General features: G+C 70.4%; 15 protein-coding genes. 8 read left to right on the forward strand and 7 right to left on the reverse strand.

Annotated features, from left to right (window positions below; translation table 11 throughout):
• Positions 1 to 40 precede the first annotated feature (40 nt).
• Both ACQB60_RS11720 and ACQB60_RS11725 read left to right on the forward strand, forming a co-directional pair.
• A complete protein-coding gene (locus tag ACQB60_RS11720) occupies positions 41 to 820 on the forward strand; it encodes a calcium-binding protein (protein ID WP_496925839.1) in 780 nt (259 codons plus the stop codon).
• 145 nt (positions 821 to 965) lie between these two features.
• On the forward strand, positions 966 to 1,772 hold the full coding sequence (locus ACQB60_RS11725; RefSeq protein ID WP_496925840.1) for a calcium-binding protein: 807 nt from the start codon (positions 966 to 968) through the stop codon (positions 1,770 to 1,772).
• Between the two features lie 6 nt (positions 1,773 to 1,778).
• On the opposite strand, the gene ACQB60_RS11730 is transcribed toward ACQB60_RS11725, so the two are convergent.
• Positions 1,779 to 4,181, reverse strand: coding sequence for a cation-translocating P-type ATPase (locus tag ACQB60_RS11730; RefSeq protein ID WP_496925841.1), 2,403 nt, complete (start codon positions 4,179 to 4,181; stop codon positions 1,779 to 1,781).
• A gap of 96 nt (positions 4,182 to 4,277) precedes the next feature.
• Positions 4,278 to 4,583, reverse strand: coding sequence for a DUF2530 domain-containing protein (locus ACQB60_RS11735; RefSeq protein ID WP_496925842.1), 306 nt, complete (start codon positions 4,581 to 4,583; stop codon positions 4,278 to 4,280).
• 174 nt (positions 4,584 to 4,757) lie between these two features.
• On the opposite strand from ACQB60_RS11735, the gene ACQB60_RS11740 reads away from it, so the two are divergent.
• The gene (locus ACQB60_RS11740) at positions 4,758 to 6,203 is read left to right on the forward strand and encodes an NCS2 family permease (protein WP_496925843.1); all 1,446 of its coding nucleotides are present in this window, start codon (positions 4,758 to 4,760) and stop codon (positions 6,201 to 6,203) included.
• Between the two features lie 33 nt (positions 6,204 to 6,236).
• Here the strand turns inward: ACQB60_RS11740 and ACQB60_RS11745 are convergent, their stop codons facing one another.
• On the reverse strand, positions 6,237 to 6,419 hold the full coding sequence (locus ACQB60_RS11745; protein WP_384835942.1) for a ribbon-helix-helix protein, CopG family: 183 nt from the start codon (positions 6,417 to 6,419) through the stop codon (positions 6,237 to 6,239).
• A 154-nt stretch (positions 6,420 to 6,573) separates the two neighbouring features.
• Here ACQB60_RS11745 and ACQB60_RS11750 point away from each other — a divergent pair, with 154 nt between their 5' ends.
• Both ACQB60_RS11750 and ACQB60_RS11755 read left to right on the forward strand, forming a co-directional pair.
• On the forward strand, positions 6,574 to 7,011 hold the full coding sequence (locus tag ACQB60_RS11750; RefSeq protein WP_496925844.1) for a MarR family winged helix-turn-helix transcriptional regulator: 438 nt from the start codon (positions 6,574 to 6,576) through the stop codon (positions 7,009 to 7,011).
• Between the two features lie 70 nt (positions 7,012 to 7,081).
• A complete protein-coding gene (locus ACQB60_RS11755; protein ID WP_496925845.1) occupies positions 7,082 to 8,428 on the forward strand; it encodes an MFS transporter in 1,347 nt (448 codons plus the stop codon).
• A gap of 98 nt (positions 8,429 to 8,526) precedes the next feature.
• Here the strand turns inward: ACQB60_RS11755 and ACQB60_RS11760 are convergent, their stop codons facing one another.
• Complete coding sequence (locus ACQB60_RS11760; protein WP_496925846.1) at positions 8,527 to 9,057, reverse strand: GNAT family N-acetyltransferase; 531 nt, start codon at positions 9,055 to 9,057, stop codon at positions 8,527 to 8,529.
• Between the two features lie 29 nt (positions 9,058 to 9,086).
• Between ACQB60_RS11760 and thpR the strand changes: the two genes are divergently transcribed.
• On the forward strand, positions 9,087 to 9,677 hold the full coding sequence (gene thpR, locus ACQB60_RS11765) for an RNA 2',3'-cyclic phosphodiesterase (RefSeq protein WP_496925847.1): 591 nt from the start codon (positions 9,087 to 9,089) through the stop codon (positions 9,675 to 9,677).
• Positions 9,678 to 9,908: 231 nt separating this feature from the next.
• On the opposite strand, the gene ACQB60_RS11770 is transcribed toward thpR, so the two are convergent.
• Together ACQB60_RS11770 and ACQB60_RS11775 are read right to left on the reverse strand one after the other, a co-directional pair.
• Positions 9,909 to 10,907 (reverse strand): aldo/keto reductase, encoded by a 999-nt coding sequence (locus ACQB60_RS11770; RefSeq protein WP_496925848.1) that lies wholly within the window; start codon positions 10,905 to 10,907, stop codon positions 9,909 to 9,911.
• 92 nt (positions 10,908 to 10,999) lie between these two features.
• Positions 11,000 to 11,518, reverse strand: a complete 519-nt coding sequence (locus ACQB60_RS11775) for a MarR family winged helix-turn-helix transcriptional regulator (RefSeq protein ID WP_496925849.1) — start codon at positions 11,516 to 11,518, stop codon at positions 11,000 to 11,002.
• Between the two features lie 19 nt (positions 11,519 to 11,537).
• Between ACQB60_RS11775 and ACQB60_RS11780 the strand changes: the two genes are divergently transcribed.
• Positions 11,538 to 11,990: a carboxymuconolactone decarboxylase family protein gene (locus tag ACQB60_RS11780; RefSeq protein ID WP_496925850.1), complete on the forward strand. Its 453-nt coding sequence runs from the start codon at positions 11,538 to 11,540 to the stop codon at positions 11,988 to 11,990.
• On the opposite strand, the gene ACQB60_RS11785 is transcribed toward ACQB60_RS11780, so the two are convergent.
• Entirely contained in the window at positions 11,968 to 12,996 is a 1,029-nt protein-coding gene (locus ACQB60_RS11785; RefSeq protein ID WP_496925851.1) for an AraC family transcriptional regulator, read from the reverse strand. The genes ACQB60_RS11780 and ACQB60_RS11785 overlap by 23 nt on opposite strands.
• A 103-nt stretch (positions 12,997 to 13,099) precedes the next feature.
• Between ACQB60_RS11785 and ACQB60_RS11790 the strand changes: the two genes are divergently transcribed.
• A complete protein-coding gene (locus ACQB60_RS11790) occupies positions 13,100 to 14,008 on the forward strand; it encodes an MBL fold metallo-hydrolase (protein WP_496925852.1) in 909 nt (302 codons plus the stop codon).
• The last annotated feature ends 90 nt before the right edge of the window (positions 14,009 to 14,098 follow it).

Genomic DNA, 14,098 nt, shown 5'->3' on the forward strand with positions numbered 1-14,098 from the left:
GCGACGCTCCGCGGAGCCCCTTCTCCACCTGGGGAAACGCATGCGCATTCGCGCCACTGTGGCCGCCCTGTCCGGCGCCCTGGCCCTGTCCGCCCTCGCCGTCCCGGCCGCGCAGGCCGACACGGCCGTAGGCGACACCAAGATTACGAAGGTCACCGTCAACGGCGGCAAGGACATCGTGGTCGGCACCACCGCGAAGAAGAAGGTCACGATCGCCATCACGGCGACCGACCCGTCCGGCATCGTGAAGATCGACGGATTCCTGTGGCACGGCTCCAACTTCGACAACGTCGACGGCTCGGTCGTCCACCCGTCGGACTACCGGCCCAGCTGCACCACCGTGAACGCGACCACCAAGACGTGCACGATCACGCTCACGGTCGACCCGAAGAAGAACCTCTACGACAACTCCCTCGCGGGCAGCTGGAAGGTCCTCGCGGCCGCGCACGGCTCGGACGGCGACAAGCTCGTCAAGGACGCCTACAACACGGTCCGCTTCCAGCGCGCGTCCCAGCTCACCGTGAACGCCTCCCCGGAGCCGGTCAAGAAGGGCAAGACCATCACGGTCACCGGCGCCCTGACCCGCGCCAACTGGGACACGAGTAAGTACGCGGGCTACACGGGCCAGTCCGTGAAGCTCCAGTTCAAGAAGAAGGGCGCGAGCTCCTATTCCACACTGAAGACGGTCAAGTCGGGCTCCAAGGGCGCCCTGAAGACCACGGTCAAGGCGTCGGCGGACGGCACCTTCCGCTACTCCTTCGCCGGTACGTCCACGACCCCGGCCGTGAACTCCGCCGGTGACGCGATCGACGTGCGCTAGGCCCTGAGGTCCTGTCCGGGGACACGTGCGTAACGGACATCACGCGCGAAGATCCCCGAACTCGTACAACCAGTCACGCAGGTCGCAGGTCTGTTCTCGGGGTCGACCCGACCCCGAGAACAGACCGCACCACCTGGGGAAACACATGCGCTTCCGTGCCACCGCGGCGACCCTGACGACCGCCCTGGCCCTGTCCGCACTCGCCGTGCCCGCCGCGCACGCGGCCGAGAAGGCACCCGCGAAGAAGGCGTTCGCGAAGAACTCGGGCAAGACCAAGATCACGAAGGTCACCGTCAACGGCGGCAAGGACATCGTGGTCGGCACCGTCAAGAAGAAGAAGTTCACCATCGCGGTCACCGCGACCGACCCGAAGGGCGTCGACGGAGCCAGCGCCTTCCTGTGGCACGGAAAGAAGCTGGACAGGGCCGACGGCCTGCTGGTTCCCGGGAACGTCGAGGGCAAGTGCAAGGCCGTGAACAAGACCACCAAGACCTGCACGGTCACGGTCGTCGCGGACCCCTACGTCGACGTGTACGGCAACAACCTGGCCGGTCAGTGGAAGGTCTGGGCCGCCGCGGGCGGCAAGCAGGGCGGCTTCTACTCCAAGGACGCGTTCAAGACCGTCCGCGTGAAGCGTGCCGCGAAGCTCACCGTGAACGCCGCCCCGGAGCCGGTCAAGAAGGGGAAGACCATCACGGTCACCGGCGCCCTGACCCGCGCCAACTGGGACTCGGGCAAGTACGCCGGCTACGCCAAGCAGCCCGTGAAGCTGGAGTTCAAGAAGAAGGGCTCCAGCACGTACAAGGCGCTCAAGACGGTCCGCACGGACGGCAAGGGCAAGCTGCGCACCACGGTGAAGGCGTCGGTGGACGGCACCTTCCGCTATGTCTTCGCGGGCACCTCGACGACCCCGTCCGTGAAGTCCACGGGCGACTTCGTCGACGTCAAGTAGCAGCAGCTATGCGGCGAAGCGGCGGTCGACCCAGCGGAACGTGAACTCCACGGCCGCCGCGGCGGCCGCCGCGATGCCCACCGCGGCCCACGGCATCGTCGCGCCCGCCAGCTTCAGGGCGAAGAAGTCCTGCAGCCACGGCACCGCGAGCACCACCAGGAACGCCAGACCCATCGCCGCCACCAGGCAGATCCGCCACCACGTGTACGGCCGGGCGATGATCGCCAGGACCCACATGGAGACCAGGAAGAGCGTGAGCGTCGCCGCGCTGGTCTCGGCCTCCCGGGCGCCGTCCCCGGTGTAGTAGCTGCGGGCCAGCATGTACGTGAGGAAGGTGGCGGCGGCCGCGATGATGCCGCCGGGCAGCGCGTACCGCATGACCCTGCGCACGAAGTGCGGTTTCGCGCGCTCCTTGTTGGGCGCGAGCGCCAGGAAGAAGGCCGGGACGCCGATCGTCAGGGTGGACAGCAGCGTCAGGTGGCGCGGCAGGAACAGGTACTCCACCTGCGAGCACACCACGAGCAGCGCGATGACCACCGAGTAGACGGTCTTCACCAGGAACAGCGTCGCCACGCGCGTGATGTTGCCGATGACGCGGCGGCCCTCCGCGACCACCGAAGGCAGCGTCGCGAAGCTGTTGTTGAGGAGCACGATCTGCGCGACGGCACGGGTCGCCTCGGAGCCCGAGCCCATGCTCACGCCGATGTCGGCGTCCTTCAGCGCCAGTACGTCGTTCACGCCGTCGCCCGTCATCGCCACCGTGTGGCCGTGCGACTGGAGGGCGGAGACCATGTCCCGCTTCTGCTGCGGGGTGACGCGGCCGAACACCGCGTTCTCGTCGAGCTGCCGCGCCATCTCCTCCTGGTCCGTGGGGAGATGGCGGGCGTCCACGGTGTGCTCGGCGCCCGGCAGGCCGAGCTTTCCGGCGACGGCGCCCACGGAGACCGCGTTGTCACCGGAGATGACCTTCGCCCTGACGTCCTGCTCCGCGAAGTAGCGCAGGGTGTCGGCGGCGTCGGGGCGGAGCCGCTGCTCCAGGACGACGAGGGCGGTGGCCGTGGCTCCGGCCGCCACCTGGGGGTCGTCCAACTCCCCGGCGGCGCGGGCGAGCAGCAGCACGCGCAGGCCCTGCTTGTTCAGCTCCTCGATGTCGGTGAGCGAGGGATCGCCGTCCGGCAGCAGGACGTCGGGGGCGCCGAGCAGCCACGTCGAGTTCTCGCCGTCGCCCTCGCTGAAGGAGGCGCCGCTGTACTTGCGGGCGGAGGAGAAGGGCAGCGACTCCGTGCACCGCCACTCCTCGCTGTCCGGGTAGGCGTCGATGATCGCCTGGAGCGAGGCGTTGGGCCGCGGGTCGGACTCGCCGAGGGCGCCGAGGACCTTCCGTACGTACGTCTCGTCCGCGCCGTTCAGCGGCCGCAGGTCCGTGACGTCCATGCCGCCCTCGGTGAGGGTGCCGGTCTTGTCGAGGCAGACGGTGTCGACGCGGGCGAGCCCCTCGATGGCCGGGAGCTCCTGCACCAGGCACTGCTTGCGGCCGAGCCGGATGACGCCGATCGCGAAGGCGACGGAGGTGAGGAGCACCAGCCCCTCGGGGATCATCGGCACGATCCCGCCGACCGTGTACGCGATCGACTCCTTGAAGTTGTCGTCCTTGACGACGAGTTGGGAGATGACGAGGCCGATGGAGGTCGGGATCATCAGCCACGTCACGTACTTGAGGATCGTGGAGATGCCGGAGCGCAGCTCGGAGTGGACGAGCGTGAAGCGGCTCGCCTCCTCGGCCAGCTGTGCCGCGTACGCCTCGCGCCCCACCTTCGTCGCGGTGAAGGCGCCCCCGCCCGCGACCACGAACGAGCCCGACATCATCTTGTCGCCGGGCTTCTTCAGGACCGGGTCGGCCTCACCGGTGAGCAGCGACTCGTCGACCTCCAGGCCCTCGGCCTCGACGGTCTCGCCGTCCACCGCGATCTTGTCGCCGGGCCCCAGCTCGACCAGGTCCCCGAGCACGATGTCGGAGGTGGAGATCTCGGCCGCCACCCCGTCGCGCCGGACCGTGGGCTTGGCCTCGCCGATGACCGCGAGCCCGTCCAGGGTCTTCTTGGCGCGCCACTCCTGGATGATGCCGATGCCGGTGTTCGCGATGATCACGAAGCCGAACAGGCTGTCCTGGATCGGCGCGACGAAGAGCATGATCACCCAGAGCACGCCGATGATCGCGTTGAACCGCGTGAAGACGTTGGCGCGGACGATCTCGCCGAGCGAGCGACTGCTGCGCACCGGAACGTCGTTGACCTCGCCGCGCGCGACACGCTCGGCCACCTCGGCGGCGCTCAGTCCGGTCGCCCGCCCGGTGGGCGGCGCGACGGGGTGGACCGGATCGAGTTCGGCGCCCGCGTCGATATGCGTCATGCATTCGACGGTACGGGGGGAAAGGTCGGTTCACCCCTTGAGATCCGGAAAGATCCGACCTCGGGAGGAGAAGGACGGTCCCGTGGTCGTACGGGGCTACTGCGTGGGTTGGGCTTCCGGGCCCGCCTGCCCCGCCGCGCCCGCCTGCCCTGCCGGGCCCGCCGCGTGCCGCTTGATCGCCGCGTCCCGCTTGCGCACGTACCAGATGCCGATGCAGCCGAGCCCCGCGCCCGCCAGACACGTCCACACCCACCAGGTGTGCCCGTGGTCGTCGAACCAGCCGTAGAAGGGGAGCTGGACCAGGAAGAGGACGAACCAGAGGATCGTGCCGCCCGTGATGGTGGCGACAACGGGGCCCTCCAGGGGCTCCGGCGCCTCGTGTGTCGGTGTCCACTTCGCCATGGGGACAGCTTACGAGGGCCGGTGATCGCCCCGCGCACCCCTTGCGGGGCAAGGCTCTACGCGCGGAGATAGCCATTTGCGCCTCATGTATTCATACTGAAACAGCTTGTTAATGGCCGATTGCTTTCGTACGAAAGAACAATTCGAGCCCGTTCTGAACTCAAGAGGTCACGCATGTCCCCCTCGGCCAGCGCCCCGGTCGACATAAAGCCGCAGCCGACGCCCCCGCAGGGCGCCCTCGACCGCTACTTCAAGATCTCCGAGCGGGGTTCGAGCCTCGTCCGCGAGGTCCGCGGCGGCTTCGCGACCTTCTTCGCGATGGCCTACATCATCGTGCTGAATCCGATCATCCTCGGCAGCGCGAAGGACATGTACGGGCACCAGCTCGATCACGGCCAGCTGGTCACGGCGACGGTCCTGACCGCCGCCTTCACCACGCTCCTCATGGGCGTCATCGGCAACGTCCCGATCGCGCTCGCCGCCGGTCTCGGCGTGAACACCGTCGTCGCCCTGCAGCTCGCGCCCCGCATGGCGTGGCCGGACGCGATGGGCATGGTCGTGCTCGCGGGCTTCGTGGTGATGCTGCTCGTCGCGACCGGGCTCCGGGAGCGCGTGATGAGCGCCGTGCCGCTCGGCCTGCGCAAGGGCATCGCGATCGGCATCGGCCTCTTCATCATGCTGATCGGCCTCGTCGACTCCGGCTTCGTCTCGCGCATCCCGGACGCCGCGCACACCACGGTCCCGCTCCAGCTCGGCGGCGACGGGCACCTCAACGGCTGGCCCGTGCTCGTCTTCGTGATCGGCGTGCTGCTGACCCTCGCGCTGATCGTCCGCAAGGTGCCGGGCGCGATCCTCATCAGCATCGTCGTCATGACCGTCGCGGCCATGATCATCAACGCGGTCGCGGACATCCCCTCCTGGGGCCTGACCACCCCCGAGTGGCCCGGCAACCCGGTCGCCACCCCGGACTTCGGGCTCGTCGGCCAGATCAGCCTCTTCGGCGGCTTCGGCAAGGTCGGCGTCCTGACCGGCATCCTCTTCGTCTTCACCGTGCTGCTGTCCTGCTTCTTCGACGCCATGGGCACGATCATGGGCATCGGCGACGAGGCCAAGCTGACCGACGCCAACGGCAACATGCCCGGCATCAACAAGGTCCTGTTCGTGGACGGCATCGCGGTCGCCGCCGGCGGCGCGTCCTCGTCCTCGGCCACCACGTGCTTCGTGGAGTCCACGGCGGGTGTCGGCGAGGGAGCCCGTACGGGCTTCGCGAACCTCGTCACCGGCGGCCTTTTCACCGTGGCGCTGTTCCTCACGCCGCTCGCCACGATGGTGCCGTCCCAGGCAGCCACGCCCGCGCTGCTCGCGGTGGGCTTCCTGATCCTGTCCGGCTCGATCCGGCAGATCGACTGGAGCGACTACACGATCGCGATCCCCGCGTTCGTGACGATGCTGATGATGCCGTTCACCTACTCGATCACGAACGGCATCGGGATGGGCTTCATCGCCTTCACGGTGCTCCGGGTGGCGGCGGGCCGGGCCAAGGAGGTCCCGGTCGCCATGTACGTGGTGTCGGCGGTCTTCGCCTTCTACTACCTGATGCCGGCGCTGAACCTCACGTAACGCACGGCAGGGCTGAGCCCGCGCACGTCAGGGCTACGCCACCCCGTAGAACCTCTCTGTCTCCTCGACGGACGTCTTGAAGCGCTCGTCGAAGTCATCGCGAATGAGCGTCCGGACCACGTAGTCCTGGACGCTCATTCCCCTTTTCGCCGCGTGCTTGCGGAGCCGGTCGAGCAGCTCCCCGTCTATGCGCAGGCTGAGCACTGTCGATCCCATGCCCGCCAGGGTCGCGGCACGCCGTCGGGGGATGCCTCACTTTCCGAAGTCACCTCACTCATATGGGTGACGAAAGGGTTCTCTGTCCGCTGTGACGGGCATCGCCGTTCAACCGCGTGGTCCTTAGTCAGGGTAATGAGTTATGCTAACGAACATGCCGGACCTCTCCCATGGCGACAACGCCGCCGCCGTGAACTCCCTGCGCTCCGCCGTGATGCGGCTCTCCCGCCGCCTGAAGCACCAGCGGGTCGACGAGTCGCTGAGCCCCACCGAGATGTCGGTGCTCGGCACCCTCGCCCGCTGCGGCAGCGCGACACCGGGCGAGCTCGCCCGCAAGGAGCACGTGCAGCCGCCGTCGATGACCCGCATCGTCGCGCTGCTCGAGGCCAAGGGCCTGGTCCGGCTCGAGCCGCATCCCGAGGACCGCCGCCAGAAGGTGGTGACCCAGACGGAGACCGCCGAGGCGATGCTCGAAGAGAGCCGCCGCAAGCGGAACGCCTGGCTGGCCAGCCTGGCCGCGGACCTGGACGACGACGAGTGGGCCAAGCTCCGCGCCGCCGCCCCGGTCCTGGAGAAGCTCGCACACCTGTAAGACCGCACAGCCCGCACAGCCCCATTCGGGACGTGGGGACCACCGCAATCGCCAAGGAGGCGACGCCACCTTGAGTACGGGACCCGGAGCAGACTCCGCCCCCGCACCAACCGCCCTCGACACCCCTGCCCGCCCCCGCAAGACCTCGATGTTCGCCAGCCTCAAGGTCCGCAACTACCGGCTCTTCGCCACCGGCGCCGTGGTGTCCAACACTGGCACCTGGATGGCCCGCATCACCCAGGACTGGCTGGTCCTGAGCCTCACCGGATCCTCCGCCGCCGTCGGCATCACGACGGCGATGCAGTTCCTGCCGATGCTGCTCTTCGGCCTGTACGGCGGCGTCATCGCCGACCGCTTCAGCAAGCGGAAGCTCCTCTTCTGCACCCAGGGCGCGATGAGCCTCTCCGGCCTCTTCCTCGCGGCCCTCACGCTCTCCGGCAACGTCCAGGTCTGGCACGTCTACGCCGCGGCCTTCTTCACGGGCCTCGTCACGGTCGTCGACAACCCGACCCGGCAGTCCTTCGTGTCCGAGATGGTCGGCCCCGACCAGGTGCGCAACGCGGTCTCGTTGAACTCCGCCAACTTCCAGTCGGCGCGGCTCATCGGCCCCGCGGTCGCCAGTGCCCTGACCGCGGCCGTCGGCCCCGGCTGGGCGTTCCTCGCCAACGGCCTGTCCTTCCTCGCCCCGCTCACCGGCCTCATGCTGATGCGCACCAAGGAGCTGCACCACACGCCCCGCACCCCGCGCGGCAAGGGGCAGCTGCGGGAGGGACTCCAGTACGTCCGCCGGCACCCCGAGCTGATCTGGCCGATCGTGCTCGTCGGGTTCATCGGCACCTTCGGCTTCAACTTCCCGATCTGGATGTCCGCGTACGCGGATGACGTGTTCCACGGCGGCGTCGGGATGTACGGCCTGTTCAACACCCTGATGGCGGCCGGTTCGCTCGCGGGCGCACTGCTCGCGGCCCGCCGCCGCTCGACCCGCCTGCGGGTCCTGACGGGCGCGGCACTCGGCTTCGGCGCGCTCCTGGTGGTGGCGTCCTGGGCGCCCGGCGTGTGGATGTTCGCGCCGCTGGTCGTGGTGCTCGGCATCCTCGGCCTGACGGTGAACGTCACGGCCAACTCGTCGGTCCAGATGGCCACGGACCCCGAGATGCGCGGCCGCGTGATGTCCCTCTTCATGATGGTGTTCACCGGCGGCACCCCGCTCGGGGGCCCGCTCTTCGGCTGGCTCGCCGACGCCTACGGGGTGCGGGTCAGCATGACGCTCGGCGGACTGATCTGCGCGGTCGCCGCGGTGGCCGTCGGCCTGGCGCTGGCCCGTGCGGCGGACCTGCGGTTGAAGCTCGACCTTCGCAAGGGTGAGCGTCATCTGCAGTTCGTGCCGCGGGAGCGGGAGCTGGCAACCGCGGCGTAGGGCTCCGCCCGGGGGTGCGGGTGGTGGGGGCTGGGCTCTTGCGCCCACGCGGCGGAGCCGCATATCGGCACAGCCCCGCGCCCCTGCCCCGCGCTCGCTCAGACTCGCCTCTCCAGGACCTGGCCCGGCCAGGTGCCGTCCTTTTCCAGGAAGGACTCGGTGCGGGTGAAGCCCTGGCTCTCGTAGTACGCGACGAGCTTGCCGTCGTCGCCCGCGTAGCAGTCGACGCGGAGGAGGGAGACGCCCGCCCTGCGGGTCTCCTCCGCGGCGTGCGCGAGCAGCGCCCCGCCCACGCCCCGGCCCGCGAACGCGTGGTCGGCGGTGAGGAGGTGGATGTAGCGCTCGGGCTCCTCGACGGGCGCGATGTAGGGGCCGGGCCCGTCCGTGAGGGTGACCGTGCCGACGGGCCGCCCGTCGATCTCCGCGATCCAGGGCGAGCCCTTCGTCACGTACTTCTCGACCATCTCGACGGTCCTCGGCCGCGTCGACCACGGCTCGGTGCCCCACTGCCCGGTGCGGCCCTGCGCGACCAGCCACTCCATGGCACGGTCGAAGAGGCCGAGGATGGCGGGGACGTCCTCGGCGCCGCCCGCCCTGATCTTTATCTCGTCGATCTTCATCTCGTCCATGGCGGCAGCGTAGTCGGCAGACTACGGGCATGAGACTCTTCGCGGCCGTCCTGCCCCCGGCCCCCGCGGCCGCCGAACTCGCCTCGTACGCGGACCGGTTGAGGGAACTCCCGGGCGCGGACGAGCTGCGCTGGACGGCGCGCGAGGGCTGGCACTTCACGCTCGCGTTCCTGGCGGAGGTGGCGGAGGAGACGCTGCCCGAGGTGTCGCAGCGGATGGAGCGGGCGGCCCGCCGCACCCCCGCCTTCCCGCTCTCCCTGCACGGCGGCGGGCGCTTCGGGGAGCGTGCCCTGTGGGCCGGGGCGGCGGGGGACGTGGCCGCCCTGCGGCTGCTCGCCGCCCGCGCGGACGCGGCGGCGCGCAAGGCGGGGGTGCCGATGGAGGAGCACCGCGCCTACCGCCCCCACCTCACGCTCGCCCGCGCCCGTGGCGGCGATGTCGACCTGCGCCCGTACGTCGCCGCGCTCGGCTCTTTCGCGGGCACGCCCTGGACGGTGGCGGACCTGGCCCTCGTCCGCAGCAACCTGCCGCACAGCGGGGTGGCGGGGGAGCGGCCCCGTTACGAGGTGGTCGGCCGCTGGGGGCTGGGCGCCCCGCGTGCTGCATTTCCCGGGGGATGACCCCCGGACCCCCAGCCGGACAAGCAGCGGGGTCTGGGTAACCTCGCATGTGTGGACCCGAAGACCAGGAACCGGATCATGGCCGGTGTGCTCGTGTTGATGTTCGCCGTGGTGGCGGTGGCGGCCGCGGTCGGCAAGTAGCCGCGGGGCGGCCGCCACCCGCCGGAGCGGCCACCGGAGCGGCAACCACCCGTCACACCCGCCCCGCCCGTCACATCTGCCCGGCCCGCCTCACCAGGCGAACGCCTCCGGTGACGGCCCCGTCCCCGGGAAGATCTCCTCCAGCGACGCCAGCAGCTCCTCCGACAGCTCCAGGTCGACGGCGCGGACCGCCGAGGCCAGCTGGTCGGCGGTGCGGGGCCCGACGATGGGACCGGTGACGCCGGGCCGGGTGAGCAGCCAGGCGAGCGCGACCTCGCCGGGCTCCGCGTGCCCGTGCTTGTCGAGCAGGTCCTCGTACGCCTGGATCTGCGCGCGGACCTCGGGCTTCTCCAGGGCGCTCGCGGCTCGCCCGGCACCCGCCCTGCGCCCCTCCGTCGCCTGCTTCTTCAGCACGCCGCCGAGCAGCCCGCCGTGCAGCGGTGACCAGGGGATGACGCCGAGCCCGTACTCCTGCGCGGCCGGGATGACCTCCATCTCGGCGCGGCGCTCGCTGAGGTTGTAGAGGCACTGCTCGCTGACGAGACCCACGCGGCCGTGGGCGCGGGCGGTCTCGTTGGCCTGCGCGATCTTGTACCCGGGGAAGTTCGAGGACCCCGCGTAGAGGATCTTCCCCTGCTGGACCAGGGCGTCGACGGCCTGCCAGATCTCCTCGAACGGGGTGTTCCGGTCGATGTGGTGGAACTGGTACAGGTCGATGTGATCGGTCCGCAGCCGCTTGAGGCTGGCGTCGACGGCGCGGCGGATGTTCAGGGCGGAGAGCCGGTCGTAGTTGGGCCAGGGCTGTTCGCCGTCGGGCGTCATGTTCCCGTAGACCTTGGTGGCGAGGACGACCTTGTCGCGGCGCCCGTCGCCCTTGGCGAACCAGTTGCCGATGATCTCCTCGGTGCGGCCCTTGCCCGCGCTCTGCCCGTAGACGTTGGCGGTGTCGAAGAAGTTGATCCCCGCGCCGAGCGCGGCGTCCATGATCGTGTGACTGGCGGCCTCGTCCGTGTGCGGCCCGAAGTTCATGGTGCCGAGGGTGAGGCGGCTGACGTTGAGTCCGGTGCGGCCTAGCTGTGTGTACCTCATGGGGGCTCAGCCAAGGGCGTGGAGTGCTCTCTGGGCAAGGGGGTCGGGGGTGGCTTGGGTCTATCGAGGGGGAGGCGAGCGCTGGGCGGAGGTCACGCCCCGCCCAGCCAGCCCGCCGCGTCCAGGCGGAACGCCTCCGGGGGGACGACGGTGCGCAGGCCGTCCTCCAGTTCCCGCAGCCGGCCCGCGCCGAGCGCCCCCGCCCACTCCGCCCGCAGTTCGTCGAAGACCGCTGCCGAGCGCGCCAGCGCGTCGAGGCCGTGCGGGGTGAGCCGGACCAGCTTGCGGCGGGCGTCGGTCGAGTCGGCCGACCGCTCCGCGTAGCCGAGGGTGATGAGGCGGTCGACGGTCTTGCCCGCCGCCTGCTTGGTCACGCCGAGGCGGCGGCCGATCTCGCTCGCCGTCGCCCCTTCGAGCCCGATGGCCTGCATGGCGAAGCCGTGCGCGGGGCGGACGTCGGGGTGGCCCTGGCGGGCGAGCTCGGCGTGCAGGCGGTCGATGAGGGTGCGGAAGCCCCCGAAGAGGAGGAGGGGGAGCTCGTACCCCTTGCCGGTTTCGACAACCTGGTTTACCTTCTTCTTCGGCGATGAATCGTCAACCATGTTGTCCATCGTAGGGGTGGGGTACGGAATGGCAGACACGGCACTCAGTCAGCAGGTCATCGAGAACGCGAAGGACAAGCTCGGCGTCTCGCCCGAACTGCTCGACGCCTTCCTGGAGTTGAGCGCCCGGTTCGAGAAGACCACGCTGGAGCCGGTGGCCCGCGAGGTCGTCATCATGACCGTCGCCGCGCGCAACGAGTGCCGGCTGTGCGTGGCGATGCACACGGGGAAGCTGCGGGCGCTGGGGGCGGGCACGGAGCTCATCGCGGCCCTGCGGGAGCAGCGGGCCCTGGACGATGAACGGCTCGAAGCCGTACGGAAGTTCACGCTGGACGTGCTCGCGACCGCAGGTGGCGTCGGGGACGCCGAGCTGGCCGCCTTCCGCGCGCACGGGTTCACCGACCGCAACGCCCTGGAGGTCGTCATGGGGATCGGGACCTACACCATGTCCACGTTCGCTAACCGGCTGGTGCGGGTGTAGTGCCTGGTGCGCCACTGTGCGACGGCTGGGCCCGGTACCGGCCCGGTGTCGTGCCGAACTCCCTGTTGAAGGCGTGCGAGAGGGCGAAGGGGGTGCTGTAGCCGACCCGGCGGGCGATCGTGTCGAGGGGGTCGGCGGAGTCGCGCAGGAGGGCGGCCGCGCGGGTCATGCGCCACCAGGTCAGATACGTCATCGGGGCCCGGCCCACGCGGGCCGTGAAGCGCCGGGTGAGGGTCGGCCGGGACACCCCGGCCTCGGCCGCGAGGCGGTCGTTGGTCCACGGGGCGGCGGGGTCGGTGTGCAGGGCGCGCAGGGCGGTGGAGACGACGGGGTCGCCGAGGGCGGCGGGCCAGCGCAGGCCGGAGCCGTCGGCGGGGCTCTCGGCGGTGTGCTCCGTGATCCACGTGCGGATCATGTAGACGAGGAGCAGGTCCAGGAGTCCGGGCACCGCCAGGCAGGCGCCGGGGCGGGCCGCCGCACCGTCCAGCTCGATCCCCAACAGGTCGACCGCGCCCCGGAGTTCGGGGTTGCGGCCGAGGCGGTGGGGGAGGTGGATGACGTCCGGGAGCTCGGCCATGAGGGGGTGGGCGCGGCTGCGGTTGAGGCGGTATTTGCCGCAGAGGAGTTCGGTGGGAGTGGTGGGGGAGGCGGGGGAGGCGGGGGAGGCGGGGGATCCGTTTCCCTCGTGGTGCAGGTCCCCGGTCATCCAGTCCTCGAAGGGGATCGCGCGCTCCACGGTCGTGGCCCGGTCCGCCGGGTTCGCGGGGGGTGCGTCGGCCATGACGTGCCCGGTGCCGTGCGGCAGCAGGACGGCGTCGCCGGGGCCGAGCGTGATCGGCTCTCCGCCCCCGTCCGGCAGCAGCCAGCAGCCGCCCGCGAGGACGACGTGGAACCCCGCCCCCTCGTACGGCGCGAACCGCGCGCTCCAACTGCCTGTCACCCGGGCCCGGTTGGAGAAGGGCTCGCCGACCCGGACGGTCGATATCGCGTCGCTCACCACGTCCATGCGGGCAGGGTATACCCATGGCGATGGCCAGTGAGCTGAACGCGTATGTGAGCGAGCCGATGAGGCATTGAGAGGCTCGCTGGCTGCTTCTAAGTTCGTTCGCATGACGACGAACGAGAGCAACGAGACCATCGTCCTGGGCGACGTGGAGATCACCAAAGTCGTGGAGCTGGCCGGGGCGTTCATGCCCGGCACCGACCTCGTCCCGGACGCGGGTGCCGAGATCTGGAAGCGCGACGCGGACTGGCTGGCGCCGGACTTCATGGACGCCGGGAGCGGCTGGGCGGTCGCGGCGGTGCAGACGTGGGTGGTGCGGACCGGGGGCCGGACCATCCTCGTCGACACGGGCGTGGGCAACGGCCGGGAGCGCCCCTCCCGCCCCGAGTTCCAGCACCTGGAGACGGACTTCCTGGACCGGCTGAAGGCGGCCGGGGTGCGCCCCGAGGACGTGGACGTCGTGGTCAACACGCATCTGCACGGGGATCACGTGGGCTGGAACACGTATGACGCGGGCGGGAGTTGGGAGCCGACGTTCCCCAACGCCAGCTACCTCGTCCCCGCCGCCGACGACTTCCACTTCGGCCCTGCGGGCGGCTACGCGGGCGGGGAGCGCCCCGACGACCGGCTGCTCTACGAGGACAGTGTGGCGCCGCTGCACCGGGCCGGGCTGGTGCGGCTGTGGGAGGGGAGCCATCGCATCGGCGATGGGCTGACCTTGGAGGCGGCGCCGGGCCACACCCCCGGCTCGTCGGTGCTGCGGGTCGCCTCCGGCGGGGAGCGGGCGGTGTTCGTGGGCGACATGCTGCACTCGCCGGTGCAGATCGAGATGCCGAGGTGCAGCTCCTGCCTCTGCGCGGACCCGGTGGGGGCGGCGGAGACCCGGGTGCGGGTGTTCGGGCGGGCCGCCGAGGAGCGGGAGTTGGTGATCCCGGCGCACTTCGGTGGGGCGGGGGCCTTTGAGGTGCGGCGGGAGGGGGAGGGGTTCGCGGTGGTGCGGTGGGGGGTGGGCTAGAGGGCTGGGGCTCGGCGGCGTGCTGCGTCTCCGGGTCCCTGTCGTAGGGTGTGGCGACCGACGAACCACCACATCACCGTACGAATCCGG

Source organism: Streptomyces odontotermitis, from assembly GCF_050510915.1.
Classification (GTDB): domain Bacteria; phylum Actinomycetota; class Actinomycetes; order Streptomycetales; family Streptomycetaceae; genus Streptomyces.

Bases quoted from the DNA above. Each gene is read 5' to 3' on its own strand.
- ACQB60_RS11720 (WP_496925839.1), top strand. From the start codon at position 41: ATGCGCATTCGCGCCACTGTGGCCGCCCTGTCCGGCGCCCTGGCCCTG.
- ACQB60_RS11725 (WP_496925840.1), top strand. From the start codon at position 966: ATGCGCTTCCGTGCCACCGCGGCGACCCTGACGACCGCCCTGGCCCTG.
- ACQB60_RS11730 (WP_496925841.1), bottom strand. From the start codon at position 4,181: ATGACGCATATCGACGCGGGCGCCGAACTCGATCCGGTCCACCCCGTC.
- ACQB60_RS11735 (WP_496925842.1), bottom strand. From the start codon at position 4,583: ATGGCGAAGTGGACACCGACACACGAGGCGCCGGAGCCCCTGGAGGGC.
- ACQB60_RS11740 (WP_496925843.1), top strand. From the start codon at position 4,758: ATGTCCCCCTCGGCCAGCGCCCCGGTCGACATAAAGCCGCAGCCGACG.
- ACQB60_RS11745 (WP_384835942.1), bottom strand. From the start codon at position 6,419: ATGGGATCGACAGTGCTCAGCCTGCGCATAGACGGGGAGCTGCTCGAC.
- ACQB60_RS11750 (WP_496925844.1), top strand. From the start codon at position 6,574: ATGCCGGACCTCTCCCATGGCGACAACGCCGCCGCCGTGAACTCCCTG.
- ACQB60_RS11760 (WP_496925846.1), bottom strand. From the start codon at position 9,057: ATGGACGAGATGAAGATCGACGAGATAAAGATCAGGGCGGGCGGCGCC.
- thpR (WP_496925847.1), top strand. From the start codon at position 9,087: ATGAGACTCTTCGCGGCCGTCCTGCCCCCGGCCCCCGCGGCCGCCGAA.
- ACQB60_RS11770 (WP_496925848.1), bottom strand. From the start codon at position 10,907: ATGAGGTACACACAGCTAGGCCGCACCGGACTCAACGTCAGCCGCCTC.
- ACQB60_RS11775 (WP_496925849.1), bottom strand. From the start codon at position 11,518: ATGGACAACATGGTTGACGATTCATCGCCGAAGAAGAAGGTAAACCAG.
- ACQB60_RS11780 (WP_496925850.1), top strand. From the start codon at position 11,538: ATGGCAGACACGGCACTCAGTCAGCAGGTCATCGAGAACGCGAAGGAC.
- ACQB60_RS11785 (WP_496925851.1), bottom strand. From the start codon at position 12,996: ATGGACGTGGTGAGCGACGCGATATCGACCGTCCGGGTCGGCGAGCCC.
- ACQB60_RS11790 (WP_496925852.1), top strand. From the start codon at position 13,100: ATGACGACGAACGAGAGCAACGAGACCATCGTCCTGGGCGACGTGGAG.